16 protein-coding genes and 8 pseudogenes are annotated in these 24,465 nt (G+C 60.0%); 8 read left to right on the top strand and 16 right to left on the bottom strand.

Annotated elements, in window-relative coordinates; genetic code table 11:
• Positions 1-230 precede the first annotated feature (230 nt).
• Positions 231-2,558, bottom strand: a complete 2,328-nt coding sequence (locus tag K368_RS26150; RefSeq protein ID WP_081739599.1) for an EAL domain-containing protein — start codon at positions 2,556-2,558, stop codon at positions 231-233.
• Between the two features lie 307 nt (positions 2,559-2,865).
• On the opposite strand from K368_RS26150, the pseudogene K368_RS26145 reads away from it, so the two are divergent.
• Positions 2,866-3,102 (top strand): annotated as a pseudogene (locus tag K368_RS26145) (IS3 family transposase); the annotation flags it as partial.
• Here the strand turns inward: K368_RS26145 and K368_RS25650 are convergent.
• From K368_RS25650 to K368_RS26760, 4 genes and pseudogenes are all read right to left on the bottom strand, one after another.
• Positions 3,098-3,456 (bottom strand): annotated as a pseudogene (locus tag K368_RS25650) (helix-turn-helix domain containing protein); the annotation flags it as partial. The pseudogenes K368_RS26145 and K368_RS25650 overlap by 5 nt on opposite strands.
• Positions 3,453-4,951, bottom strand: a protein-coding gene (locus K368_RS26140) for an ISNCY family transposase (protein ID WP_197031023.1) whose coding sequence is annotated in 2 segments (ribosomal slippage) — positions 3,453-4,066 and positions 4,066-4,951 — 1,500 coding nt in all. Because the reading frame shifts where the segments join, the coding sequence is not laid out codon by codon here. The pseudogene K368_RS25650 and the gene K368_RS26140, both read right to left, overlap by 4 nt.
• Before the next feature lie 149 nt (positions 4,952-5,100).
• A pseudogene (locus K368_RS0116315) lies at positions 5,101-5,442 on the bottom strand (transposase); the annotation flags it as partial.
• 81 nt (positions 5,443-5,523) lie between these two features.
• Positions 5,524-5,729 (bottom strand): annotated as a pseudogene (locus K368_RS26760) (IS3 family transposase); the annotation flags it as partial.
• An 18-nt stretch (positions 5,730-5,747) separates the two neighbouring features.
• Here K368_RS26760 and K368_RS27430 point away from each other — a divergent pair.
• A pseudogene (locus K368_RS27430) lies at positions 5,748-6,161 on the top strand (transposase); the annotation flags it as partial.
• A 276-nt stretch (positions 6,162-6,437) separates the two neighbouring features.
• Here the strand turns inward: K368_RS27430 and K368_RS0116300 are convergent.
• The 8 genes from K368_RS0116300 to K368_RS0116265 form a co-directional block, all read right to left on the bottom strand.
• Positions 6,438-7,883 (bottom strand): carbohydrate porin, encoded by a 1,446-nt coding sequence (locus K368_RS0116300; protein ID WP_027173259.1) that lies wholly within the window; start codon positions 7,881-7,883, stop codon positions 6,438-6,440.
• A 62-nt stretch (positions 7,884-7,945) separates the two neighbouring features.
• Positions 7,946-8,335, bottom strand: coding sequence for an SgcJ/EcaC family oxidoreductase (locus K368_RS25635; RefSeq protein ID WP_051439901.1), 390 nt, complete (start codon positions 8,333-8,335; stop codon positions 7,946-7,948).
• 90 nt (positions 8,336-8,425) lie between these two features.
• Positions 8,426-10,744: a N,N-dimethylformamidase beta subunit family domain-containing protein gene (locus tag K368_RS0116290; protein WP_027173258.1), complete on the bottom strand. Its 2,319-nt coding sequence runs from the start codon at positions 10,742-10,744 to the stop codon at positions 8,426-8,428.
• 80 nt (positions 10,745-10,824) lie between these two features.
• Complete coding sequence (locus tag K368_RS0116285) at positions 10,825-12,462, bottom strand: branched-chain amino acid ABC transporter permease (protein ID WP_027173257.1); 1,638 nt, start codon at positions 12,460-12,462, stop codon at positions 10,825-10,827.
• A gap of 4 nt (positions 12,463-12,466) precedes the next feature.
• Positions 12,467-13,348, bottom strand: coding sequence for a branched-chain amino acid ABC transporter permease (locus K368_RS0116280; RefSeq protein WP_027173256.1), 882 nt, complete (start codon positions 13,346-13,348; stop codon positions 12,467-12,469).
• The gene (locus tag K368_RS0116275; protein ID WP_027173255.1) at positions 13,345-14,082 is read right to left on the bottom strand and encodes an ATP-binding cassette domain-containing protein; all 738 of its coding nucleotides are present in this window, start codon (positions 14,080-14,082) and stop codon (positions 13,345-13,347) included. Before K368_RS0116275 ends, K368_RS0116280 begins: the two co-directional genes overlap by 4 nt.
• Positions 14,079-14,840, bottom strand: coding sequence for an ATP-binding cassette domain-containing protein (locus K368_RS24830; protein WP_036266405.1), 762 nt, complete (start codon positions 14,838-14,840; stop codon positions 14,079-14,081). The genes K368_RS0116275 and K368_RS24830 overlap by 4 nt, the downstream gene beginning before the upstream one ends.
• A 4-nt stretch (positions 14,841-14,844) precedes the next feature.
• On the bottom strand, positions 14,845-16,131 hold the full coding sequence (locus K368_RS0116265; protein ID WP_027173254.1) for an ABC transporter substrate-binding protein: 1,287 nt from the start codon (positions 16,129-16,131) through the stop codon (positions 14,845-14,847).
• Positions 16,132-16,534: 403 nt separating this feature from the next.
• Between K368_RS0116265 and K368_RS26130 the strand changes: the two genes are divergently transcribed.
• From K368_RS26130 to K368_RS0116250, 6 genes and pseudogenes are all read left to right on the top strand, one after another.
• A complete protein-coding gene (locus tag K368_RS26130) occupies positions 16,535-17,515 on the top strand; it encodes an AraC family transcriptional regulator (protein WP_081739596.1) in 981 nt (326 codons plus the stop codon).
• Positions 17,516-17,659: 144 nt separating this feature from the next.
• Positions 17,660-17,794, top strand: a pseudogene (locus K368_RS27425) (IS630 family transposase); the annotation flags it as partial.
• A 26-nt stretch (positions 17,795-17,820) separates the two neighbouring features.
• Positions 17,821-18,204 (top strand): annotated as a pseudogene (locus K368_RS27420) (transposase); the annotation flags it as partial.
• A gap of 48 nt (positions 18,205-18,252) precedes the next feature.
• A pseudogene (locus K368_RS27415) lies at positions 18,253-18,393 on the top strand (IS630 family transposase); the annotation flags it as partial.
• A 696-nt stretch (positions 18,394-19,089) separates the two neighbouring features.
• Positions 19,090-19,455, top strand: coding sequence for a hypothetical protein (locus K368_RS24825; RefSeq protein ID WP_051439900.1), 366 nt, complete (start codon positions 19,090-19,092; stop codon positions 19,453-19,455).
• 100 nt (positions 19,456-19,555) lie between these two features.
• Positions 19,556-19,843, top strand: a complete 288-nt coding sequence (locus K368_RS0116250) for a hypothetical protein (RefSeq protein ID WP_027173252.1) — start codon at positions 19,556-19,558, stop codon at positions 19,841-19,843.
• A gap of 261 nt (positions 19,844-20,104) precedes the next feature.
• Here the strand turns inward: K368_RS0116250 and K368_RS27605 are convergent, their stop codons facing one another.
• The 3 genes from K368_RS27605 to K368_RS26125 form a co-directional block, all read right to left on the bottom strand.
• Complete coding sequence (locus K368_RS27605) at positions 20,105-21,490, bottom strand: hypothetical protein (protein WP_051439899.1); 1,386 nt, start codon at positions 21,488-21,490, stop codon at positions 20,105-20,107.
• Entirely contained in the window at positions 21,483-22,562 is a 1,080-nt protein-coding gene (locus K368_RS0116240; RefSeq protein WP_210164106.1) for a nucleoid-associated protein, read from the bottom strand. The genes K368_RS27605 and K368_RS0116240 overlap by 8 nt, the downstream gene beginning before the upstream one ends.
• 200 nt (positions 22,563-22,762) lie before the next feature.
• Positions 22,763-23,718 (bottom strand): IS630 family transposase gene (locus K368_RS26125; RefSeq protein ID WP_155935185.1). Its coding sequence is split into 2 segments (ribosomal slippage): positions 22,763-23,379 and positions 23,379-23,718, totalling 957 coding nucleotides; the frame shifts between segments, so codons are not numbered across the junction.
• Between the last annotated feature and the right edge of the window lie 747 nt (positions 23,719-24,465).

The following is a 24,465-nucleotide window of genomic DNA, read 5'->3' as shown; positions in this document are numbered from 1 at the left end:
TCTGAGTTCAGCGCTGGCCCTAGGTTCACGCCGCCAACAGGCGGCTGAATTCGCAGCTCAAGGCCAGACTCAATGCCCAGGTCGGCCGCGAGCGCAGTTTCCGAGAGGCCTGCCGGCTCAACGGTAGAATCGAGATAGTGCCATGTGGGGGGGGGCGAATGGCAGTTGACTCGATCTCGATTAGGATGAGCTTATAGCTCCCATCTATCATGCCGCCGCCTCCGTTGTGTTCAACCTGTTACCAGAGAAGACAGACAAGGCTCCTCTGTGGAGACTGGATATTGCCAAGAGCGCAAAAATACCTGCACATCCTCGGCGGGCATTGGCCGTCCGATAAGAAAGCCCTGTGCTTTGGTGCAGCCTATTTTCCGAAGTCTCTCAATTTGCTCGACTGTTTCCACGCCTTCACCTGTCACCACAATATCCATACGATCCGCTAAATATACTGCGGTATCTACGATGGCTGCCGAGTTTTTTGATATAAGCATTTCTCTCACAAAGGATTGATCAATTTTAATTCGATCAAATGGGAAGCTGCGCAGGTAACTCAGTGATGCATATCCCGTTCCAAAATCATCAAGTGAAACTCCAACTCCCATTGCCCTAAGATCGTGTAATGTTTGACCGGATCCGCCACTATCTAGTTGTACAGATTCTGTAATCTCGACTTCCAATCGAGTTGCTTGTAATTTTGTATTTGCAAGAGCCGCTTCGACCTGAACCCGCACATCACTGAAGCGCAATTGGACAGGCGATAAATTAACGGCAACATAAATCTCAGAGGGCCATGCCATCGCTTCACGGCACGCCTGCACTAGAACCCACTCTCCCAAGGGAATTATCAAGCGCGTGTCCTCTGCTACAGGAATGAACTTTGCCGGCGGTACCATTCCACGCTTGGGATCATTCCAGCGCAATAATGCCTCAAATCCTACGACTTTCTTTAATCGCAGATCGACAATAGGTTGATAAACTAGCAATAGAGATTTTGCCTCAAATGCTTCTTGTAAATCCAAAGCGAGCGCACGATTTTCTAATTCATCATCTCTAAGTTGATCTGAGAACAATATATGCTTTCCACGTCCGCTAGCTTTCGCGTGGTAGAGCGCTAAATCTGCATTATCAAATAAAACCTCTGAACTTTTTTCGTGAGGCGAGGCCATTGCAACGCCAATACTGGCACTCGTCATAACGTGCCTTCCTTTGACAATAAAGGGTTGCCTCAAGGCATGCACAAGACTAGCACCTACGTCATTGCATATTCCCACCGTAGTCCCACCAACATCAATAACTGCGAATTCGTCGCCTCCTAGTCGAGCCAGGAACTTGCCTTGGTCGTTCCACTCTATTAGTCGCAGAGCAATGATTCTCAGCAAGTCATCGCCGGCCTTGTGCCCAAATGTGTCGTTGACCTCTTTGAAATGGTCGACATCGAACAATATGAGAGCAAAAGATTTACCAGCTTGTATTGCTTGTGTGTAGAAAATTTCGATTTGCTCCTGAAAGTAAAACCGGTTTGGAAGTCCCGTTAACACATCGTGACGAGCAGCAAATCTTTCGACGAGAACGAGGTTTTTAGCTGTCTGCAGCTGCTTCAGCGCCAGGAATACGGCGATCAGTATGCTCAAATTCAAAATAAGGGCGATAATTATGCCAATGATTAATTCTCGAAACCAAGACGATAAAGCTTGTGAAACCGGTGACGTTACACGGACAAATAATGGAGCGTCATCAACTAAACTGGTCGATACGATCTGATTTCCTGACGGAAGAACAACATATCCCGCGGGATTCAGAGGCGAATTTCCTGAAGTAACGGCGCTTCTATCTTCTTCAGTCAGACTGGACGCTAGCAGTGTTCCGTCAATTCGATGCAAGCTCACCGTGACGTTGCTATTGGACTTTATGCTTTGATAATAGTTTTCAAAGTATTTTAGCGGGATGGCGCATATCACTAATCCAATAAATCTATCGTCAGGGCCAGATATTTTATATGAAATCGGAATTGTCCACTCGCCATCATGTCGATTTTGAATAGATTTACCTATATAGCTTTCCTCATTGCCCCCATTTGCGTAATATTCGTAATAATCCCGGCCCTGAATGCTGCTATGCGGATAGTCGGTTGTGACATAAGATTTAGAAATTGCTCTAACTTTTCCCTCAGCATCAGCGATTAGCACGCCTTGCAAAGGACTAACGGCGAGCTCTACAAGTCTTAGATATTCGTAAGTAGGTCTTTCCCCAGTTAGCCTTTGTAGTTCGACTGTAGATCTTACTCCAGCGCGATCGATGTAGTCAGACACGCTCCTGTGAGACAAGTTTAAGGCTTGCATTACGCGGCCTGCTTGGGAAGCCAATAACTCTGAAATAATCTTGCTATTTGCCTGCGCTTCAAAAAACTCTCTGTTGTAGCGCCAATAAAGCAACGAGCTCAATAATGCCATACTGCCTAATGATAATATTAGAGCAATTTGTATGATATATTTTTTAGGAGGCAGAGTGGATCCTTTCTCGATTTGACTGCTCGGGAGGGGGCTGAATTTACTGGACAACATAAATTGGCCTTTGAGGCGTGTTATAAATTGTGAATCCTGTGAGCGTTTTCATTTTAGAATGCTGATAGCTAAGGGTTTGTGTTCCCTGGAGAAAATAGTTCTAGCAAAATTTGCCTTACCGTTTAGCTCAGTAGCGGATGGGTGTGGGTTGGAATCACGCGATTCAATTCGCGATTGGCGGCTCCATTGCTTCAAAGGCCGTGTGATGGTGATCCAGTAAGTCGTTTGTCGTTCCTGAATCACCAACAGAATGTCAGACGTCACCGCCTGCCCCACCAAACAGTGGGCAGCGAGATCTCAGCTGCTTAAGATCTGGCGGCAACTCGACCGAGGGGGGATGACGGCGGCTCGTTGCATCGTCGCACGGCTGATGCGAGCGATGGGTCTACAAGGCGTCGTGAGAGGCAAGACAGTCCGGACGACGATCCCCGATCCAGCTGCAGCGTGCTCACTCGGCCGGGTCAACCGGCAGTTCAAGGCCGTCCACCCGAACAGGCTGTGGGTCGCCGACTTCACCTACGTCGAAACCTGGAGCGGCTTCGTCTGACGGTCGCTTCTGAGACGACGTAGCTTCGCTCGTCGGTGAAGCGCACCGCCAGTTCACGCGGGTTGAGTTTAGGCTGCTCCAAGTCCAGGGCAGCGATCTGCTTCCGGATATCTGCAGGCAGGCGGTACACACCCAACTCGGCCGCGCGGGATGGTCATCGAACGCCTCGGGGCCGCCGCGCTGGTAGGCGTCGTACAAGCGGTAAAACGTCGAGCGCGTGATGCCGAGCTTGTCCAGGGTGGCACGCACCGGCAGGTGGGATTGCTCGACCAGCCGGATGATCTCCAGCTTCTCGGGGGCCGGGTACCTCATGCCTCGTCGCCCCCAGCCCCGCTCATGCTTTTTTTCTAGGACGGCAAAGCTGGCTTTTGGGCGAGGCGTTCGAGGGCGGTGAGGTAGGCGTCGGGATCGCGTCGGAAGCGGGTTCGTGCGACCCGGGCTTGACGCTTGGCGTCGAGGGATCGGCGCAGGTCGCGCCAGCGGGTCCGATCGACCCGGCCGAGATCGCGTCCGGACAGGACGTGCGCCCGGGTGCCGATGCCGGCCACGAGTCGGACGGACCCGCGCAGCCCCGCTCCGGGCGAGGCCGTCTTGCGTCCGGTGGCGCGGCGCTCGTGATAGCGCTGCGAGCCGAACAGTTGCTCCAGGGCATTGTTGGTGCGGGGCAGACCGGGGACGTCGGCGGCATGGAACAGCCCGGGCCGATAACTCCGCGCGACCTTGCGGAAGTGGTCGAGGGCCGCGCCGAGATCGACGACGCGGCGACGGTGGCGCTGCATCGCGGCGAGCAGGCCGTCGAAGCGCCGCCGGACCTTGGCGCCTGTCTCCGCGGCGGGATTGGCCAGCAGGCGGGCGGCGGCATGCACGAAGACGAAGCCTTGGCGGACCGCCGGCCAGAGCGCGGCGGTGCCGGCGAGCGCCCGCCCGATCAGGAGCGCGAGCCGCGCGAGCGGCCGCGAGGCCCCCCTTTTGAGCGCACCCGTTCCAGGCTGCCGGCGACCTTCTCCAATTGCTCCTTCAACCGCAGCCCTGCCGCATCGAGCGGTGCGCGCCCGTCGTCGGTGATCGCGCTGTGCACGGCGCCGGCATAGCTGCGCACCAGGTCCGCCTCGGCGTCGCGGCGTCCCTCCACCGCCCGCTCGCCGCGCATCGCCTTCTTCAGTTCCTTCTTGGCGTGCCGGTCGGCCTCGAAGATCGGCAGCGCCGCCTCTCGCAGAAAATGGAAGTGGCAGAGCTGATGCGGAACCTCCGGAAGGACCGTGGCCACCGCCTTGCGGATCGAGTGCTGCCCGTCGCTGATCACGCCCGCCACCGGCACACCCACGGCCTCGACCACCTCGCGCAGCAGCGCGGCCAGATCCTCGGCCGTGCCCGACAGCAGGCTGCGCGCCAGGAGCACCGTCCCGGAGAGACAGTCGCGCAGCACCCAGAGCACCTCGTGACCGACATCCGGCTGCAGGCCGTCGAGGGCCAGGACGATCCGGTCCTGTCCGCCCAACTGCCGGCGCAGGTGCTGCGGATCGCCGAGCCGGGCGGCCAGAACTTCGTCGTAGCGATCGAGCAGGTTGGTCACGCTGCGTTCGGCGATGGGCACGCCGCGATCCCGCAGGATCGCGTGGATCTCCGGCACAGAGCGATGATCGCGGTGGCGCAAGGCGCCGACCAGTGCCATCACGTCGAGGCCGAACTCCTGCTGAGGCAGCGCCAGGGCGCCTTCGGCCTCCGGGCGGTAGGGCTTGCGGAAGCGGGCGCAGCCCTCCGCCTCGCAGCGGCGGATCTTCAAACGCAAACGTTGCGTGCCCGAAAGCGTCACCAGCGTGCGTCGGATCTCGTAGCGGATCCGCATGCTCCGACCGCAAGCTGGGCACAGTCGCCGAGCCGGCTGAAGCACCCGCTCCACATCCGGTGTCCGCGATTGCCTTCGCGACATCCCCCGCCTCCAAAAAGGCGCCCCCAGAAACAAACCTACCAGACAGCCAGCTTTGCCGTCCTAGTTTTTTTTAGCAGACGGTTCTCCAGGACGAGATCGGCTACGACCTCCTTCAGCGCCCCCGCTTCGCGACGGAGATCCCGCACCTCATCCGTGGTGGCCGCACGAGCCGTGTCTCCCGACAGGCGCTTCTTACCAGCCTCCAGGAACTCCTTGGACCAGCCGTAATACATCGAGGCGGCGATCCCCTCACGTCGGCACAACTCGGCGATGCTGTCCTCGCCACTCAAGCCTTCCAGCACCACACGAATCTTCTCCTCGGACGAGAACTGCCGACGTGTGGCCCGACGGATGTCCTTGATCACCGCTTCTGCCGGCTTCTTGGCCGGTCCGGATGTCTGCTTCATCTTCGCTCCTTAGGGGCTACGATGAACCAGCCATCCTCCGTTCGTGAAGACCCTCAATCTGTCCCACAGGTGCTGACGTCGGACACCGTAGGCCACCTGCAGCCGACCGGCGACTTCACGGCGAACAGCGGGCCTCACCACTTTCGCTTGAGCACGTCCTGCAGCATGGAGCGGTCCAGCGTCAGGTCGGCGACCAGCCGCTTGAGCCGTCGGATCTCCGGGACACGCATGCCGACGAACTGCTTCTTCCAGCGGTAAAATGTCGGCTCGGAGACCCCCATCATCCTGATTGTCGCGCTGCAGCTGCGCCTGCGCGATCACCGTCCGCCCGGGTCCCCTCGACGCGCCGCATCACCCGTTGGCTCACCGCCGACCCGGCCGCACTGTCGCGGGAGGATCGCGCCTTCACCGAAACGCTCTGCAGCGCCGCGCCGAAGCTGACGCAGGCCGCCAAGGATATACGCGCCATCGCCGACCTCCTGCGCCAGAACGATCCCACCGGACTGACGCCCTGGCTAGAAGCTGCAGCCGCGACCGATCTCGGCGGCTTCGTCACCGGGCTCCGGCAGGACGAGCCAGCCGTGCGCGCCGCTATCGTCGAGCCCTGGAGCAACGGCCCCGTCGAGGGGCAGGTCAACCGCCTCAAGCTGATCAAGCGGAGCATGTACGGTCGCGCCGGTTTCGATCTCCTGCGCCAACGCGTCCTGCATGCTGCATGAGCCGGGATCGGCAAAGCTTGATCGGATGCCAAATCTTCAGCCCGGAAAGTGCGGAAGAACCCGAATGACGACCCCTCCCCTAACTTCGCTTAAGTCTTTAAAAATTTTATGAAAAACCCTGGCAGGTGGGGTCATGATCGGCGGCGATCTGACCCCACCTGGAACTCCAATTTGGTCGAACCTTTATGGGGTCAGGATTGAATCAACCAAATCCTGCTTCGAAGCCGATCCACAATCAGGAGAAGCGTGCCTCACGAACCCCAATCAGAAAGGCACTCAGATCGCCGACAGGCCGAAGAGCGCCCCCAGCGGAACGACTAAAACGGTACCGACGTAGAAACCGTCCTTCGGGCGGCGTGCGGTATAGGGATTATAGAAAGACGTCCCGTTGACGAGGTATTGAACCACCGATTGGAAGGCTATGCCGTGTCCCAGCGCAAAATTCGCGTTGGCCTCGAAGATGAGCTTGTCGCGCGAGAACGATGCGCCCGTCCCGCCTGAAAAACGATTCGCATCAGCGAGGAAGATCGCATAGCTGTCGTTGATACGCTGCCAGTTCATCTTGATGCCATAGCTGTCACCGGGCCGGCTTTGATCAGGTGCCGAGAGGGTCGCGCCGACGAAGCTGTTGAAGCGGATCGGGATCGTGCTGTCGAAAGCGTAGCCGGTGCCGGTATAGAGCGAAATCGCGGTCGGGCTCGGGTTGGCTTCGCGCCCCTGATCGGCCCGCCACACCGTCTGGCTGGCGGTGAGAACGATGCCGGAGGTGCCCTCGCGTTGGATGGCCGGCGTTCCGGGGTTCAGACCGCGGGATGTGCCGGCGATGGTCCTTAGATTATCGGCATGATCCGATGTGTTGTAGAAGCCCGTCAGCGAGACCCGGCCCGGATAGGCGTCCTGGGTGAAGTCCGTCTTGCGCCCGATCTCTGTCATGACGAGCGCGCCCGACAGTGTCTCGTAACCGAAGTCGTAGCCCGATAGGGCATTGGTGCCCGGATTGACGCTGAAGGCACCGGCCTGGATATAAGTCGTCGGCGACAGCTTGTAGGCGGCGTTCGCGCCCCAGACGCCGTAGAGCGGCGAGGTGAACCCGGCGTTCAGATAGAACAGGTCCTGAAAGCAGGAGTTGATCGAACCACAGGGCGGCAGGCCGTAATAGCGGTCGGGATGGGTCCGCCCGATCTCGACGACGAGACGATCGTCGATAAGCTTCTGCTGATAGGTCAGGAGCGAAAGGCGGTTGTTGTTGATGTTGTACGGCGGCTGATAGCCGATCGTGCTGTCGCCGATGTCGCCGGCATGGTTGGTGTTGCGGACGAAACCGAAGAAGGACTGCGTGAAGTTGATCGAGCCGCCGCTGATGCCGGCGAGCTTCTGCATGTCGGCGCTCATGCTAAGGACGAAATAGGTCCCGTTGGATTGTTCGCCTGTCCGCAAGCCGGCGCTGGGATTGGCTTGATAGAAATTGTAGACGTTGACGCCGAAGGTCAGACCACGATTAGCCATTTCGGTCGCCCAAGGCGCGAGGGGCCCGGATCGAACTCCGGGCGCAGCCGGCTTGATGACGACCTCCGGCGACGTGCGGGGCTGTGTCTGGTCGACGAGGGCACCGACCGGACTCGCTGTCTGCGCGAGCGAACTCGAGGCGATGAGGGAGAGCGCGAGTCCGAGTGCGACGGGCGTCCGTGTGAGTTGCCCTGGATGGGCGAGACGGCATGACATGGTGATCCCCTATTTCAAGTGAAAGTCTAAATATTACCGGCCATCATCCGCCAGTTTTTCTCCTAATTTGAAATGAGAGCGTCGATGCTTACATTCCAAAAATTGTCGATATTCTTCCAAACTACGACATAGTTTCCGGAATTGTGGGTCGATACGTCGTCCGACATGGTTTTGAAGCTGTAGGTGCCGACCTCGAACGCCATGGTTCCGGCGGCATCGACCTCGATCGTCGTTGGACCGAAGACCAGTGAACTGGCGCTGGCGGTGAGCAGGCCTTGCCAGAAGCCTTCGATGGCCGCTCGGCCGCTGATGACCGGCGAACCCGCCAGGAGAATACGGCCGTCCTCGGCGTAGATCCCCGCGATGGTTGCGGTATCGCCCGCGGCCACGGCATCCAACCATTTGGCGATCACGGAGCGGATCTGGAACTCGGATTCGGATAGCAACGACATGCATAGATCCTTTGATTTGGAGCTGTGATTTCGACAAAGCTTCGCCGGCATCATCGATCGATGGATTTTATCGAGGCTTATAAAACGAGACTAGCGAATTTGTTTTTCTTCGAGTGTCCAAGACCAGCCCGGAACCTTTTTCTGGCTCTGAAAGGAATTGACGATATTCGACAATAACTTGGCGATGTTGTTGTCGAAATTATTGAACGGCAGCGACTGTCCGAAGGCGATCGAGCCCGTCGAGAAGACGGCTCCGTCATTGGGAGCGGTGAAGAAGACCATGTCGGCCCGGATGCGGTAATCGTGCGAGCCGGACAGGCCGGGGTACGGGTAGAGGACCTCCTCCGTCACGGTGACGTAGTTGTCGCTATGTCCGCCCGAGGAGGCGACGATGAGCGAATGCGGAGGCGTGCCGAGGGCGAGATCGTAGCGGTCGATCTCCAGGCCGCCGGCCGCCTCGTGCGCGAGGCCGAAATCGCCCAGCATCTCGCCCTCGATGCCTTCGAACATCCAATCCACCCGCCGGTGCCAACTGTCGGGCATGCGCCGGAACGGGCGGGCGGAATCGAAGCCCTCGGAGATGAATCCGACCCCGGTGAGCTTCTGCGGCGGGCGCCCGAGGTCTTTCCAGATACCGCTCTTCTGGCCGTTGGTGGCCATATGGTACTCACCCGGCCGCGCCTGCCAAGCCCGCATGCCGGAATTCAATTTTCGCACCTCGACGCACCACGGTTCGTCGGTGCGCATACCGATATTCCAGTAATAGCCGTTGCCGCCCATGTAGATCAGCCGGCCACCCTGCTCGACATAGTCCTCGGTGGCATCCAGCATCGCCTCGGAGACGTATTCCGGATGCGTGCCCGTGAGAACCAGACGATAGGGTTTGAGCGCGTCGAGTCCTTCGAGGTGGAGGTCCTCGTCGGTGAGAACCTCGTAATCGTAGCCTGCGTGTTCCAGCCATGCGATCACCGAGAGATCGGCCGGAAGCTGCCAAGTGACCCCCATCGACGACATGCGGGCCTTCGGGCGCATGTTCAGGATCGGTCGGCGATAGGAACTGTAGCAGCAGCCGGCGCCGTCCGAATGGGTGTCGTAGAGGGATAGACCGAAGCTTTCGGTCTGATACATCTCGATGTCGAGCTCGGAAAGGATCGGCGACTGGCCGGCGAGCGGCTGCATAATCTCCGCATCGAAGCTGAGATGTTCGTTGGCGTAGGCCAGATAGCTCGCGGTCGGAACGAGGAAGGCGATGGGCGCCTTCGGCTGGCGAGCGCGAACGAAGAAGACGATGTATTCTTCGCGAATCCCGGTGCCGTCGCCGATCCGCAGGCGGATTCCGTAGGCTCCGCTGCGCAGTTCGGGGACGGTCCAACTCCGTGTCACCGCCCAGTTGCAGTCGATGATCGCATCGTCGTGGAACTCGATTCCTCCGAATTCATGAGGGGCGACCTGGAAACTGTGGCTTTTGCCGTTCCAGTTGAAGCCGGTCTGGGCGCGCACCGGGCGATTGTAGCCGACGGCGTGCAAGCGATGCGGTCCGATATCGACGACCGTATCGCCGATCCCCTCGGCCGTGTAGCCGCTGCTGGTATCCCAGAAGGCGACGATCCCGTCGGCCGGGCCTTGGCCGGACTTGCGGTAGGCGTCGAGGTCCTCGCGGGTCAGCACCCGATCGTACACGCTCGGCCGGTCGAGCTTACCGTTCAGACCCTGGGTGACGAAGGTGCCGCGCAGGGTGTGGAAATCCTGCGCGCCGGCGAGGAGAAAGGGAACCTCTGGCGGGTTCACGGGCTTGAAGCGCAACGTCTCACGTACGTGGGACCGGTAATCGATCCCGGCGACCTTGCCCAGCCGGCTGTTGTACCGGTTGGCCGCGCTCTCTTGATAGAGTGTGGCGACACCGGTCTTCGCATCGTACGTCGCGGCGACGAAATACCAGTGTTGCTTCAGCAAAGGCACTTCGCCGTCGATATAGTCGACCTCCTGCCCGTTGCCGTAGCCGAATTCGAGCAGACCGGCCGGATTGAGCCATAGCCCGTAGCCGCGGTTGCCGAAGGCGTCCCAACGCCCCAGCAGGCATTGGCGCAAGCCGTCACCCGGATGGTTGGGATAGACGAAGGCACAGAGGCTGAAGCTGCCGTCGACCGCGAGCCGCCCCTCCGGATCCTCGACCGTGCAGTAGGATCCCACCTGCGTGAACTGCTTCCTGACGTCCCAGGCCCCATTTAGCGGAGAGAGAATCTCCTCCTCCTTGTAGCCGGGACCGGCGGGATGGGTATCGCCATGGATCAGGCGGACCAGTTGCGCCTGTGCCGTCGAGGTACCGTCAGCGTTGACGTGAAAGGTGATCGCGTCGCCGGGTTTGACGGATATCTTGTTGGCGTATCCGAATATTTTCAGTTCGGCCATCGTCTGCTTCCGAATGTCGATGATAGGGTTACGAGGTAGGATTCCGAGCCTTTGGAATCCGCAAAGTGTGGCGTCGTCGATCAGGTTTCGAGCAGATCCTGAACGCGGCGCAGGAACAGTGCGTGATAGGCCTCGTTCGGGTTCAGGTAGACTTTGTCCTCGACGACGCGGGGCGCGGTGCCGCGATGACCGGAGAGGGCGACGATCCGATAGGCCTTGAACTCTTCCGTCACGAGGATCGCGTATTTGTCGACCTGGCCCTGGCGACGGAAGTAGATCAGGAGCCGGTCGAGTGCCTCGCTGTGCTGCCCCAGAGGGCGCGACCGGTGCTCCTCGATGATCTCGTTTGTGACGAGGCGTTTGATGAAGTCACGCTGCATCTTGTCGAAACGACGATAGTAGATCTCATCCTTATTCTCGGTTTCCGTTGCTTCTTCAGGGAGCATTTCACCACCTTTTTCGGCTCGTGTTGCGCGACGTTCGCTCTTCTTTTTGTCTCGCCAAGCGCGAAACTGAGGTTTGATTCCGAACAATCCGTCGCGCAGGAAAAGAACGACGAGGAGCATGATCAGTCCGATGAGGACGAACCGGAGCGGGCCCCAGTCGATGAGCACGCGGTCGATGAAGACCACGATCGCCGTTCCGGCGACGGCCCCCTCCGAGCGTCCGATTCCGCCGATGACCAGCATGGCCAAGGCGAGGAGGAGCGTGTCGAAGGAGAAGAGGTTGGGCGAGGCGCCGCCGAAATGGCTGGCATAGAACCCGCCAATGGCGCCGATCGCCGTCGAGGAGAGCAGGAACACCGAGACGCGGGCGCGCCGGTAATCCACACCGCAGGCCTCGGCGAAGGCCTCCTTCTTCTCCGGCGCCATGCGCAGCACCCGGCCGAGACGCTTGCCGTTGACGAAGCGGTAGAGGAAGAGCGCCGCGACCATCACGAGGAGGGAGGCGTAGTATCCGTAGAGAAGCTGATCCTGTTGGGACAGGTCGTCCGGGAGGTAGCTTGGCGCTCCATAGAGACCACCGGTCGCTGAGCCGAAGACGCGGGACTGGATCACATAGACCCGACCGAGCTCGACGACGCCGAGGGTGAGCAGGGCGTAGTAGAAGCCATCGAGGCGCATGGCCGGCAGCGCGATGATGACGCCGAAGACCAAGCCGATGGCCGCTCCCGCGAGGGGCAGCATCCACCAGGGGATGCCCGTCAGGATCGCAATGTACGTCGCCCCGTAGGCCGCAGCGCCGACCACCGCGTAGCTCGCCAACGAGTAAATGCCGGCCGTGCCGATGATGAGCATCCAGCACAGGTTGACCGCGGCGTAGATACCGAACACGGCGGCGGCCGTCATGACGGTGTTCCAGAGATCGCCCGGAACCGCGAAGGGCATCAGCAGGAACGCCGCGAACGCTATCGTCCACCAGATCGGGCGCTTGTCGAGAATGGTCTTCTCGCGCCGCATGGTTTTCTGGTTGTACGTGCCGCCGATATTGAGGACCCGGCGCCGGGTCGGCCAGTAGCGCGTACGCGACCACAGATGGCCACCGTGGCCGGGCCATTTGTAGAAGAAGTTCAACCGCCCGACCTTGTACATCTTCGGCTTGAATCGGGTGGTCTCGTTCCAGGTCGTCTGCGGCGAGAGGTAATCGTTGGTCGCGACCTCGCGGGGCGCTTTCTCGGGCTCGAAGCCCGAGAGCGGATCGATCCAGGTTCGGCTCATGGGTTCAGGCCTCCCGTGCCTTGTCGAGGATGCCGGCGATGCCCCGGGGGCGGATCAGCAGGATCAGGATGATGAGCAGGAACTGGGTGATGAGGACGTACTGGCCGCCCAGTAGCGTCGAAGTGAAGGCCTCGTTGGTGCCGAGGATGACCGCGCCGATGACCGCGCCCGGGACGCTACCGAGGCCCCCCATCAGAGCGATGCTGAGCCCTTTCACCATCGGCGTGATGCCGCTGAAAGGGGCGACGTAGTAGGTCTGGGCCAGAAGGACGGAGGCCAGACCGGCAAGGCCGCCGGTGAGAGCCATCACCGAGAAGCTCGTCTGCCGCACGCCGATGCCGACGATGGAAGCGGCGTGCGGATTCATCATCATCGCGCGGATCTCCAGCCCGCGCCGGCTCGACCGCATCCACATCAGGACGAGCGTCAGGAGCACGACCGCCGAGATCGAGGCACCGATCTTGTCGGCCGTCATCACGACGCCCAGGATGTTGACGCTTCCCGCCCCGAAGAGCTGCGGTAGGGACTTGGCGCGCGGCCCGAAACTCCACAGCAGCACCTGATTGCCGACGAGGCTGATCGCGAGCGTGGCGATGAGGCCGCGCAACTGATAGTTTGGCTTGTCGTGGATGGGGATGAACGCCAACGCGTTGACGAAGACGCCCCCGAGGACCCCGGTCAGGATTCCCGCCATCATGACGACCGGGGTGTAGGGGCCGATATGCTGGCTCGCGAGCCAGGCGCCGTAGCCGGACAGGGCGAAGATGAAGCCATAGGCCATGTTGATGAGGCCGAGGCTCGACCACGTCAGCGAGATGCCGATCGCGAGCGTTCCGTAGATGCAGGCGAGCGTGATCGCGTTGGCGATCACAAAACTCCAGTTCATGCGCCAAGGCCTTTCGAGGAAAGCGGCGATGCGACGGAGGCCTCGCCCTTGAGTTTGCCGGCATGCATGCCGATCATCCGATCGACACGGCCTTCGAGGAGGCCGACGTTCTGCTCGGCGATCACCATCGCCGATCCACCGAGCTCGACCGCCATGAGCGCGGCGATGACCGACTTCCCGATCTTCGGGGCGAGCCCGAGGGAGGGTTCGTCCACGAGGAAGAGGCTGGCATCGGCCATCAGTCCACGGCCGAGCGACACCATCCGCCGCTCGCCGCCCGAAAGCCGCCCGACGGGGGTCTTCATCAGCGCTTCCAGGGGCGGAAAGATCTTGAGGATGCGCTTCTTGCGCTCGCCCCGTTCCTTCCAGGCCCTTGGCGTGAAGGCTCCGCTGTCGAGGTGCTCCTCGACGGTCAGGCCATTGAAGATCTCGTCGCCCTGCGGCATCAGGGCGAGGCCGTGCCGCACGACGAGGTGGGTGTAGCGGCCGGGTCCCTGGCTTCGCGTCCGGCCGACCTCGTGGCCGTCGAGGAGGATCGAGCCGCGCTGCCAACCGGACAAGCCGGCGATGGCGAGGAAGAGTGTCGACTTGCCGTGCCCATTCAAGCCGACCAGTCCGACCCGTTCGCCGGCATAGACGTTGAGGTCGAGGTCGTGGATCACCCGCATCGGCCCCCAGCCGGCGGACAGGCCGTCGACATGCAAGACCTCGCGGCGCTCGGATTGCACTGTCATCGCGACGCCTCCTCGGGCTCGTCTTCCGCCATATCGAAGTAGGCTGCGTTGACTTTGGGATCGTGCAGAATGGACGCGAGATCGCCCGTGGCGATGACTTCGCCCGCATCCATCACCATCACCCGGTCGGCCGTCGTCTCGAGAAGTTCGATCCGGTGCTCGATGAGGATGATGGCGATGTTCAATTCCTTGGCGAGCACCCGCATGATTTCGTCGAGTTCGTCGATCTCGGAATTGATGAGGCCGGCCGCCGGCTCGTCCATCAGCAGCATGGAGGGCCGCCGCATGAGGAGACAGGCGAGCAGGAGCTTGCGCCGATGCAGGGTGTCGAGGCGCTCGGCCAGGACATTGCCGGGAACCCGGAACGTCACCAGCTCCGACCCCCACTCCGAATCGTCCGGGGTGAGGTACGGCTTGTAGGCTTGCCGCGCGGCCTTGAAGACCTCGGCCACCGTCAAGCCTTCTGGGACCACGGGTGTCTGGAAGGTGCGCCCGATCCCCAGGCGCGCCCGTTGCTGCAAGGCCAGGCGCGTTACGTCGTGGTCCTTGAAGCGGATGACGCCGGATTTCGGCGACACCCGTCCCGAGAGCACTTCGAACAAGCTGGTCTTTCCGGCACCGTTTGGACCGATGATGCCGAGCACCTCTCCCTCGGCGACGTCGAGGGAGATTCCTCTGAGGATCGAGCGCCCCCCCAGATCGAGGGTGATGTCCCGGGCGGAGAAGAGTGAGGCATGGGATGACTGAGAGCCTGGCATGGCCTCACCACCACGGCGCTGTCTGGAGCTTACCTTCGCTCAGGACGTCCGGATAGATGATCTTGTGCTCGGCATTCTGAACTTGATAATAGAGCTGGGCCATGCCCTTCTCGATATCCGTCGCCGTCACGTCGTGGCCGTTGTCGGGGTAGTGAGCCGCCTCCTGATAGCGGTTGTTGAGATCCATCATCCCGTTGACGCCGCGGAACGCATGGGTGCGGACCCAGTCGTTCACCGCATCGAACTTGCTCGGATCCCCGATCGCCTCCCAGGCGGCCTTCAAGTAATAGGCGACATCGTAACCGTTACCGGTATAGCACATGCCCATGACGCCAGGGAAACGCTTCCTATATTTGGCTCGGAATTCCTGACCCTTCTTGTCGGCATAGACGCCCAGCACCGAACTCCAGACGAACCCATTCGCCGCCGCTCCGGCGAGTTCGAGGAATTCGGGCTGAGATGGGCCGTATTGGAGATAGATCAGCGCTCCCTTCAGGGGGTCTGACTGATACTGCTTGACGAAGGCTGCGTATTCGGCCGCGACCCAATGATCGACCATGACCGCTCCGGCACCGACCTGCTTGATCTCCTGGATCACAGGCCCCCAATCTTGGACCGGGTACTGGATGTCAGTGACATGGGCGAGTTGGAATTCGCTCTTCGGCAGAACTTCCTGGAGGGATTTCGAGATCGTCTGACAATAAGCGATCTGCTCTTGGATGATGTGGACGCCATTGTTCAACGGCTTCCAAGTCCCCTGTTCCTTCATCGCCTTGAGGAACATAGGGAATGTATAGCCATAGTGCACTTCGGACGGGTCGGTCTGGAAAAGGTGACTGTATTTTTTTGGATTCTTGGCGACGAGTTCGGTCAGGTTGCGCTGGGTGGCCCCCCACAGGAACGGCGCACGATACTTCGCGGACGCGTCGGCGGCGGGCACCGGCGTCAACGAGAAGGCGCAAGAGATCGCGTGAACCTTGGCATCGATGAGCTTATTGATCGCGATCTGGCCGCTCTCGGGCGACAGTGGGTCGATATCGACGACGACCGCCTTGAGGGGGCGGCCCAGAATTCCGCCGGCCGCATTGATCTCTTCCAGGGCCAACGTGGTGCCGTTAAGGTAGTCTTGGTGATCGGCAACGCCGGTCTGTGCCGTCTGCGCTGTCGGTACACCGATCAGGATCGGACCCGTGGTGGCCGCCCGCGCCTGCCCTATGAATGGCATCGCCACCGAGGCCGTCCCCGCCGACAGCGTCTGCAGAAGGATACGACGGGTTAGATCTGTCGTCATCTTTGGGCCCCTGATCGTTCAGAGAGCGTCGGACTTGCCGTCCGGCTCAAATCTGACGCTAGGGCGCGTTTGCGAAGACGTCTTTCCCGGAACCGCACAACATTTTTTCTGACAATGCACGGCCCCGATGATGCTTCAGTGCCGGCCGCTCGATCAGTATTATAATGAGCTGCGCCTCGGTCGAGGCATCCGGCCGAAAATGGGTCGTTGCACGCGTGCTGTAAGGCCCCCTAAAATCTCTGCGTTTGATTTGGTGAGTGCTCTTATCAATTCAAAATCACTGCACGACAGGCAAAGTAACCAAGGCTAGATTCGGGAAAGTAGCTCGAATGGGATGGTCATGGCATAAAACGTGCTCGTGCCGACGGGCGTACCGCCCGGCGATGCGCGTAAGGTTAGGCCGATGAACGATATACAACGCAGTTTCACCACGCACAGCCTTTCCGACGGCGCGCCTGCCGACGCTTGGCAGAAATACATGTCCGAGGTCTATTACCGCCTCGACATCGAGGTCGACCGCTCAAAGGAGGTCGAGGGGTTTTTGCATGAAACCCGACTTCCAGATCTATGCATCTCGCATTTCGGCGCGACGGCTCAAAGAGTGAATCGCCGGCGGGCGGCCGCGTCAAACGATGAGTCCGAGGACTACGTTTTCATTCTTCCAACACGCGGAAATTTTAAATTTCAGCAGAGAAGAAACTCCGGTCTAGTCGATACAGGAAGTGTCGTACTCCTAAATTCCGCCGAAGGCTATCAGGTGGATGTCAGTGATCGCGCGGAAAATGTAACTTTAAAAATATCCGCCGATAATTTGAGAAACAGAATTAGCTGGATTGAACGATTTTGTTCGCGTCACGACTTCGGCGAAGTGACACTCGTCCCTGCAATAAGTCAACTATGTCTACATCTTACAGGGAAAAATAATTTGCATAATTCTTTTCGCGTACAGGAGGCATGCATCGATCTCGTAACTCTTATGGTAGATACCGCAAATAAAAGTTATTGCGGGGAAACGATACCCGACTCGATGGGCCGAACATTACACGAAAGCATAAAAGTTTTTTTAATTCGAAATTCTAGGAATCCCAAGATTTCAATATCTGACGCAGCAAGATTCTTCGGCGTTTCAGAGCGCTTGATCTATAAAACCATGCAGCGCTTTGGTGAAACTTTTATTGAAGAATTGACGAATATCAGGCTCCGGGAGGCGCGAGAGCTTATCCGGGCAGTTGGAAAATCGAATACGCTAAATATCGGACAGATTGCTTTCATATGTGGATTTTCTACGCAATCCTACTTTTCTGTAAAGTATAGACAGAAATTTGGCATATCACCCCGAGATGATAGAATTATGGAAAACGCTAATATTTACATCTCGGATTGAGTCTGGTTTTATTATAGACCGTGCAATTTGACGGGTAAGCGTTTCTTCGCTAAACGAAATGTTTCGGACAGCGCGTACCAACGTCGCCCCAATGTGCGAGTCCGCCGCCCACGGGTTCCTGCACGTCTCCTCCCAGTGGCCCGCTACCTCAAAGATATCTCCGCGACCGTGGCGCCCGGCTCCCATGCCGTGCTCCTGCTCGATCGGGCCGGCTGGCACACCACGAAGAAGCTGCTTGTCCCAGACAACATCACCCTGCTGCCTTTTCCGGCTCGCTCATCCGTGTTGCGACCTCGACCGCATCACCCCTGGCTTCATCCAAGCAGCTATCCTGGTATCTCCTGCGGGAGCCAGAAGACCTCGATCCCGAGGCAGCCGCGGTCGTGGATCACGGCCGGCGATTCTCCCAGATTGTCCGGAGCCGTTGTGGCCCGCAACCGTTGGGAAAATCGGATGTCATGGCGTTCGATGTATGGCTCTGTGAAGCGGAAACCTGCGGTGTCCGCATCGTGGAGAGCTTTGCCGCCAGCATCGGTCAAGACGGAGACGCCGTTCGGTCCGCGCTGACATTGCCTTGGAGCAGTGGGCAGGCCGAGGGGTAGATCACGCGTCTCAAGCTCTTGAAGCGCGCCATGTACGGCCGCGCCAATCTCGATCTCCTCCGACGACGGTTCCTCCTCGCAGCCTGATCCACCAAACTTGGCGAAGAGCCACTTTTCAGGGGCAGGCCAGGCGATCTGCAGCCCCATCGGGTCCCGCAATTTAAGCTCTCCAGCAGGTTGGTCTTCGCTGCCAAGTTGCGTGACGCCGTCTGGCTCTACGTCGTCCTGCCCCCCAATGCCGTCGTGCTTTCGGTCGATGAGAAGAGCCAGATCCAGGAGTTCGCCATCGAAGAACCCGGGCTGAGCCATCTGAGCCTCCCAAACACCGACAGCATCAGGGAATCACGATACCGACCCGCATTGAAGGGGGGATTTCGAGGTGTCCAATTGAAATGAAAGGCAGAATGGCGCCGACTGCACGCGAGAGTTGTGGATTTAAAGTGGCTTGTGCGCGTAGACAGAAGTGCATAACATCGATCTGCCGACGAACGGCTAAGTACCTGAATTAAATGTGGTTGTCTGGTAGAAATTCGAGTCCTGCCGGGCCCACCACTCACTCCCAGCGAACGACGGGAATTCGCATTTCGTGGGAGACGTGGGCAATCTCAAGAACTTAGCGAAGAGTTGCTGTTTGGCGGTCCCTTCTCCGGGGCGGTGCTGAGGGCCTGATTCTGGGCGATTTCGGCCTGTTTCTCGCCGGTCGCCAGTGCAGCTTCCGCAGCATTGTAGGCGGCTTGGCTGGAGACTGGTTCGCAGGCCAGCGGAGCCGTGGTTCGCTGGCGGCCGTGCACTGGTGTGTGAGCGATTACTGCCACTTCGGACTGGATTTGAGCTGCGAATGGAACGGAACTGTCCGCGTTCGTAAGGCCGTCGACGCGGTGCGCCCTCGACCCCCCTGCCGATCCCTCGCGATCCGCGGGGTTGCGCTGGTGGCAGCAGACCCGCTGCTGAACCATCGCAAGGTCCACCTTCATGATTGACGAGACGCACCAGGCGCTGCTGAAGACAGCCGCCGAGTCACACGACCAGCTAATCGCCCGGCCCGCAGGGCTGAACACCAGAGCCGCCAAGGCGCTGTTCGCCAAGCTCCTCAATACCGTGCTGTCGGTCGAGGTCGTCGTGAACGACGACGAACCACACTGGCACAGCGACGAGCGCGGTTCGATCGGGCTGCGTCTCACGACCGCTGGTCGGGAAAGTCTTGGCTTCGAGCCTGACGTAGGCAGCTCCATCGCCTCGATGCCGGTTGCGGATGCCGGACCGGACAGTGCCGGGACAAAGCCGAGAGCCGGATGGGACAGAGCACGACCAAAGGGTGAGCGAAGCAGGATCGGTTGAGTGGTCGCTACTCCGTGTGCCGTGGTCAGCCCGACCGAACCGTCGTCGGAGCGAGGTCATCTGCGTTAAGGGCGATGAGCAGGCAATCCCACCGCGGCCGATGCGGGTCGAGACCCGGGCACGCCTCGTCGACGGGATCGCCAAGGCTCGCTTCTGGCTCAATGATCTTGTCAGCGGCCGTGTAGCCGACACCCATGCCATCGCCGTAGCGGAAGGTTGCAGCGAGCGCTCACTGCGCATGACCCTCAACCTCGCCTTTCTGGCTCCATCCGTCATACAGGCGGCGATCGCTGGTACATTGCCGGAAGGGTCCGGCATCCCCGCACTCATGAGCGCGCCAATGGTTTGGAGCGAACATCCCGATGCTTGCGGCGGCAACTCAAAGTGAAAGAGCAATTGCTACGCTTCGCCGACTATCCATGCAGTCCTATCAGATGGACGCTCGCCGCCATCGTGCTACGGCGGCAATGCGCCATGAACGGACATCAGCTGACCGCCCGGTAGCGGACATTCAGTGTCGGATGACCGTCGCCGTGTCGGCCCCTGGAGCGGGCCGCTCCTATGCGATCAGTTCTACCGAGCTATCAGCCGAACTGCGGAGACACGGAGTGTCCTCTCCTCCCCTGGCGCTTCTGACAGCGCAAACCACTTACGGCTGCGGGTGGGCCTGTGGCGTGGGAGCCATTTTCGGCTTGGCGGGCGTTGGCGGAGCCGGATCGGGTGGCGGGCTTGGCTTAGGCGGCGACGCGTTCGTCGGTGTGTTGGTTGGCGAGACAGGCGACGGAGGCGTCGGAGCCGGTGCGACAGGCGTCTCAGCCGGCGGGATCGGTGTTGGTGCCGACGCCGAGACCTCACCCGACCAACAGCTCATGTACGGGACGTTGGTCACTCGATACGCGACGAACGTGGCCACCGCTGCCCCGACGACTGCGAGCACGCCAACAAACCCCAGAAACCTTCGCTGCCATTTGATCCGACCGGCGAGGGTGACGAAAATCGTATCGAACTGATCGCTGAGCGCCGCAAAGTCCTGCTGAAACTTGGTTTTTTGGCGCGCGATATCGTCGGATATGGACGCCAGCGTCGCCCATTGGTTTCCGATGGCGATCGCCAAGAGCGCGACGAAGATCCACGCTCCCACGACGACGGCGAAGTTGGTCCAGAACTCGACGCCGCAGGCGAATGTGACTTTCAGCTGCGAGGCGACGATGACCGTCGCGACAGGGATACCGAGCAACTGCGTCTGGATATCGATAATCGTTTTATGGATCTTGTTGAGATAATCGATGCGTGCGGCTTCGATCTCGTTGCGGATCTTTGAGTAAGAGAAGCTGGACGCGAACAGCTGGTAGCCGTTGCGAACTTCTTCGTTCACCGAACCGAGGTTTGCGATGAGGTGGCGAAACCGGACTGCGACCGGCTGAGACGCGCAGATCCCGATGACGGCTTCGGCGAGGATCGCGAGCTTCTGGTCTCGGTGAATCTCGTCGGCGCACGCGCTGAGAATGGCGTCGGCGTCGGAGACGCTCACACGGTCCAAGTCGGCGGCCTTATACGCCAGCGGAACGCTGAACTTGCCATCCTTGATGAAGATCAATTCTCTTTTGGATTGATCGACATAGGCAGCTGCTTCGCCGACGAGCTTCGTGAACTCGAGGACCTTGCGATAGGTCGCTAAGCGCTCGGGACAGGGATCGATGTCCGGTGTGATACCGCCGTCGATGACGAAGTAGGCGCGCGGTTCTTTGACCCGCGCTTCCGGGGTATCGAGCAACCCGTCGAAGTCGCGAACGAGGGAGCCGAGCGCAGTCCGGGGTGGGCCGACGCGGACTGATACGATCTGACCGACTTGAAGCGCGTCGTCGACGAGCACCGCGATGTCTGCGTCAACAGCGACATCCTGGTCATCTTCGATGAGTTGGATGACCTCCAGGACTTCTGGGGTCGCAATCGACAGCCTTCCCTGATCGCCGTTCTGATCGAAGGCGATATGACGATACAGCAGGGCCAGCTGGTCGAATGTGATTCTAGCCATCTTGGCTGTACTCAGCGCGCAGCTGCGCTGTGAGATCCTCGGGCAGGCCGGTCAACGTGAGGGTGTTGTCCTCAGCGTTGAACCGCACATTTCCGCGGGTGATCGCGTCGCGGTTGAACTCGATGCTCCAGGTCGGGGTCTTGCCCTTGAATTTGATCAGCGGTCCGAGGGCGCGGCGATCAGGCACGAAGCCGTCGTTGAGGCGCAGATCGGGATCGGCCAGAACGGTCATCAGCCTCTCGGGATCCTGCGGGCTCAGTTCGTTGGCCAGCGCCTCAAAGCTGAGTTCCTCCTGAGCCTTGGCCGAACGCTCGCAGATGGTTTTCGCTCGGGCGAGGAAATCGTCCTTGCTCGGGGTGTCCATGCCTTCATCGGTGGCGAATGCCATCAGCGCCTGGACGAGCTCGGCCGTGTCGCGGCGGTTCTGGACCGTGGTGTCACAGCCGAGGAATTCCTTGAAGTACTCGGAGACCTCCCGCTTGCCCTTCAAGAAGCCGATGTAGCGCTCCTCGCCGTTGGCCCAGCCGGTCATGTTGATGCGGCCCGCGAACCGAAAACCGTCCATGTCGAGATGGCGGACATCCTGGACATCGAGGTCGCTCGTCATCGACGCGCCGAGCTTCTCGTTGACGATCGCGATGAGGAGGTACTGCCGTTCTTCGCGCGCGAAGTGAGCGAAGAAGACGTGGCCGCCCGTGGCAGCGCCCTTGTAGCCCGCCTGGGCTTTCAGCGTTTCCATCATCTTGTGCGTCAGCGTCGTGAAGTCACTGGGCTGGACGTTGAGGTAGGCGCGGAGGTGCTTCTCGGTCGGAAATCGATCTTCATCGACCGCGAATTTCCCGTAAGATTTCGAGGTCCGCTTGGCGTAGAGAGCGGTGAGGTCGTCGATCACGCGTTGCATCGTCTGAGTAACTTTCAGATCGCTTTTTCCGTGCTTAACGACGAAGGCCCCCTGGGTTTTGGTCAGGTCGTGGATCGCGACGCGGATAATGGTGTTTGTCACCTGCCCTCCCAGCGGCGAATGCAACGACCTCAGGTGTCGTTCACTGCGGCCGAGACTGGCTTGGCGCAAGGACGCTGACAACCCAGACGATACGACCGCCGCCCCCTGTCCCGAGCTCCTTTCGGGGTGAGTTGGACCGTGCAGAGCGCTGACCCCGCAGTTTTACATTGTGAACGAAACAAGAACAAGCATGGGTTGGCAGCGGCGTGCTCGCTACGCCAAAGCGCATAGAACCTGTGCCGATGTATGCGAACTAGGGCTACATCCGATCAAGTAGGGTCAAAAGCATCGTATCCTGCGGCCACGAGGTAGTTGCGGCATTCATTCGGTGTGAAGCGCTTGAAAGCCTGTTTGATGGTGTCGCAGAGGTCCGCGATCGTGCGGGCGGCCTCGGCACGCAGCGCCGCCTTGAGCTTGGCAAAGGCCAGTTCGATCGGGTTGAAGTCGGGGGAGTAGGCGGGCAGGTAAAGAAGCTGGGCTCCGGCTGCCTGGATGCGCTCTCGGATGCCGCTGACCTTGTGGGCGGGCAGGTTGTCGAGCACGACCGTGTCACCGGGCTTCAAGGTCGGGATCAGGGTCTCCTCGACATAGCTGCGGAAGCGAGCGCCGGTCATCGGTCCGTCGAAGAGCGCGGTCGCCGTCAAGCCGCTGGCCCGCAGGCCCGCCGTAACCGTGATGGTCTTCCAGTGCCCGAACGGCACGGCCACCCGGCAGCGTTCGCCCCGTGGAGCCCACCCGTAGCGACGCGTCATCTTCGTGTTGGTCGCGGTCTCGTCGAGGAACACGAGCTTGTCTGGATCAAGCTCAGGCTGGCCCTCGAACCAGGCCAGGCGGGCCGCCTTCACGTCTTCCCGATCCTGCTCGGCGGCGTGCCCGGTGTTTTTTTACGCGTGATGCCGTGGCGCTTGAAGAAGCGGGATAGGCTGCTCACCCCGACCCGCAGCCCGTTGTCGGCCAGGCGGGCGCGCATCTCATGCAGGAACAGTTCAGGCTTGGCCTCATAGGTCTGCCGGATCAGGGCGGCCTGGGCCTCGATGGCGTGCGAGCGCTGATCGCCGCCCATCCGCTTGGCCCGTGTGCGTCCTTCCCGAACGAAGGCTTCGTGCCAGCGCACGGCGCTGGCGGGACTGACCTCGAACCGTCTGGCGGCTTCCCGGCGCGAGGCTCCTGCCTCGATCGCTGCCACGACGCGTTCACGCAGATCGGCTGACACGGCTGAGGGCATTCGGCTCTCCTCCTGGAAAGCCAGGCATCGAATCACATCTGCGCCGCTCTCGAAACCCCAGACGATTCAAATCGGTCGGACACCGCTCTAGGGTTTTGCATACAGCACGTTTCGAAGTGTCGGACTGCGTGGGACTGACGGCCACCGTCGAGGATGCAACTGGCAAGAAGGCCCGCCATCTTGAAGAGCTTCGGGTCCTGCCGCCATCGCATTGGGGTGGCGGCAGGAGCGCGCCGGAGCTTCTCGCGGCGTTTGTCCGTCCCAATGATCGCGACGCGGCGCGGGCGGGTACGACAGAACCCCGGCCCCAGGCGGCGTTACGCGCAAAAGCTGTTCGCCCAATGCGAGCGGATCGCTAGAGTCCCTGACGAGCAGAAACGGCAACGGTCTAAAAAGGACACTCGAGCAAACGCCTCGTAATGCGCCAAAAGGGCGACAAACCGCGGTGGAGCACAACACCCCCAGTCAACCCCGCCGAAGGTCCATAGCCGCGGGCTGGCCGCCCACAAGCGGACATTCCCAATGCCCGGAATGGGTCAGCTTCAGCCGATCAACAAGATCCGCTTCACCAATTGATCACTCGGAAGCGGACGTACTGCCATCGTTCCTTGCCGTCCCTTGCCGGTCGTCCCACCAGCCTTGGGTCCTTCCCGATAGCGGCCAGTCTTGATGAAGACGCAGGATCTTCATCGTCTAACATGGATACCTGGAACTTGCGGCCGACAACGACGCGAAATTTCACGTGGA

This window comes from Methylobacterium sp. 10, from assembly GCF_000519085.1.
In the GTDB taxonomy this organism is placed as follows: domain Bacteria; phylum Pseudomonadota; class Alphaproteobacteria; order Rhizobiales; family Beijerinckiaceae; genus Methylobacterium.
This window is presented reverse-complemented; position numbering and strand designations above follow the sequence as displayed.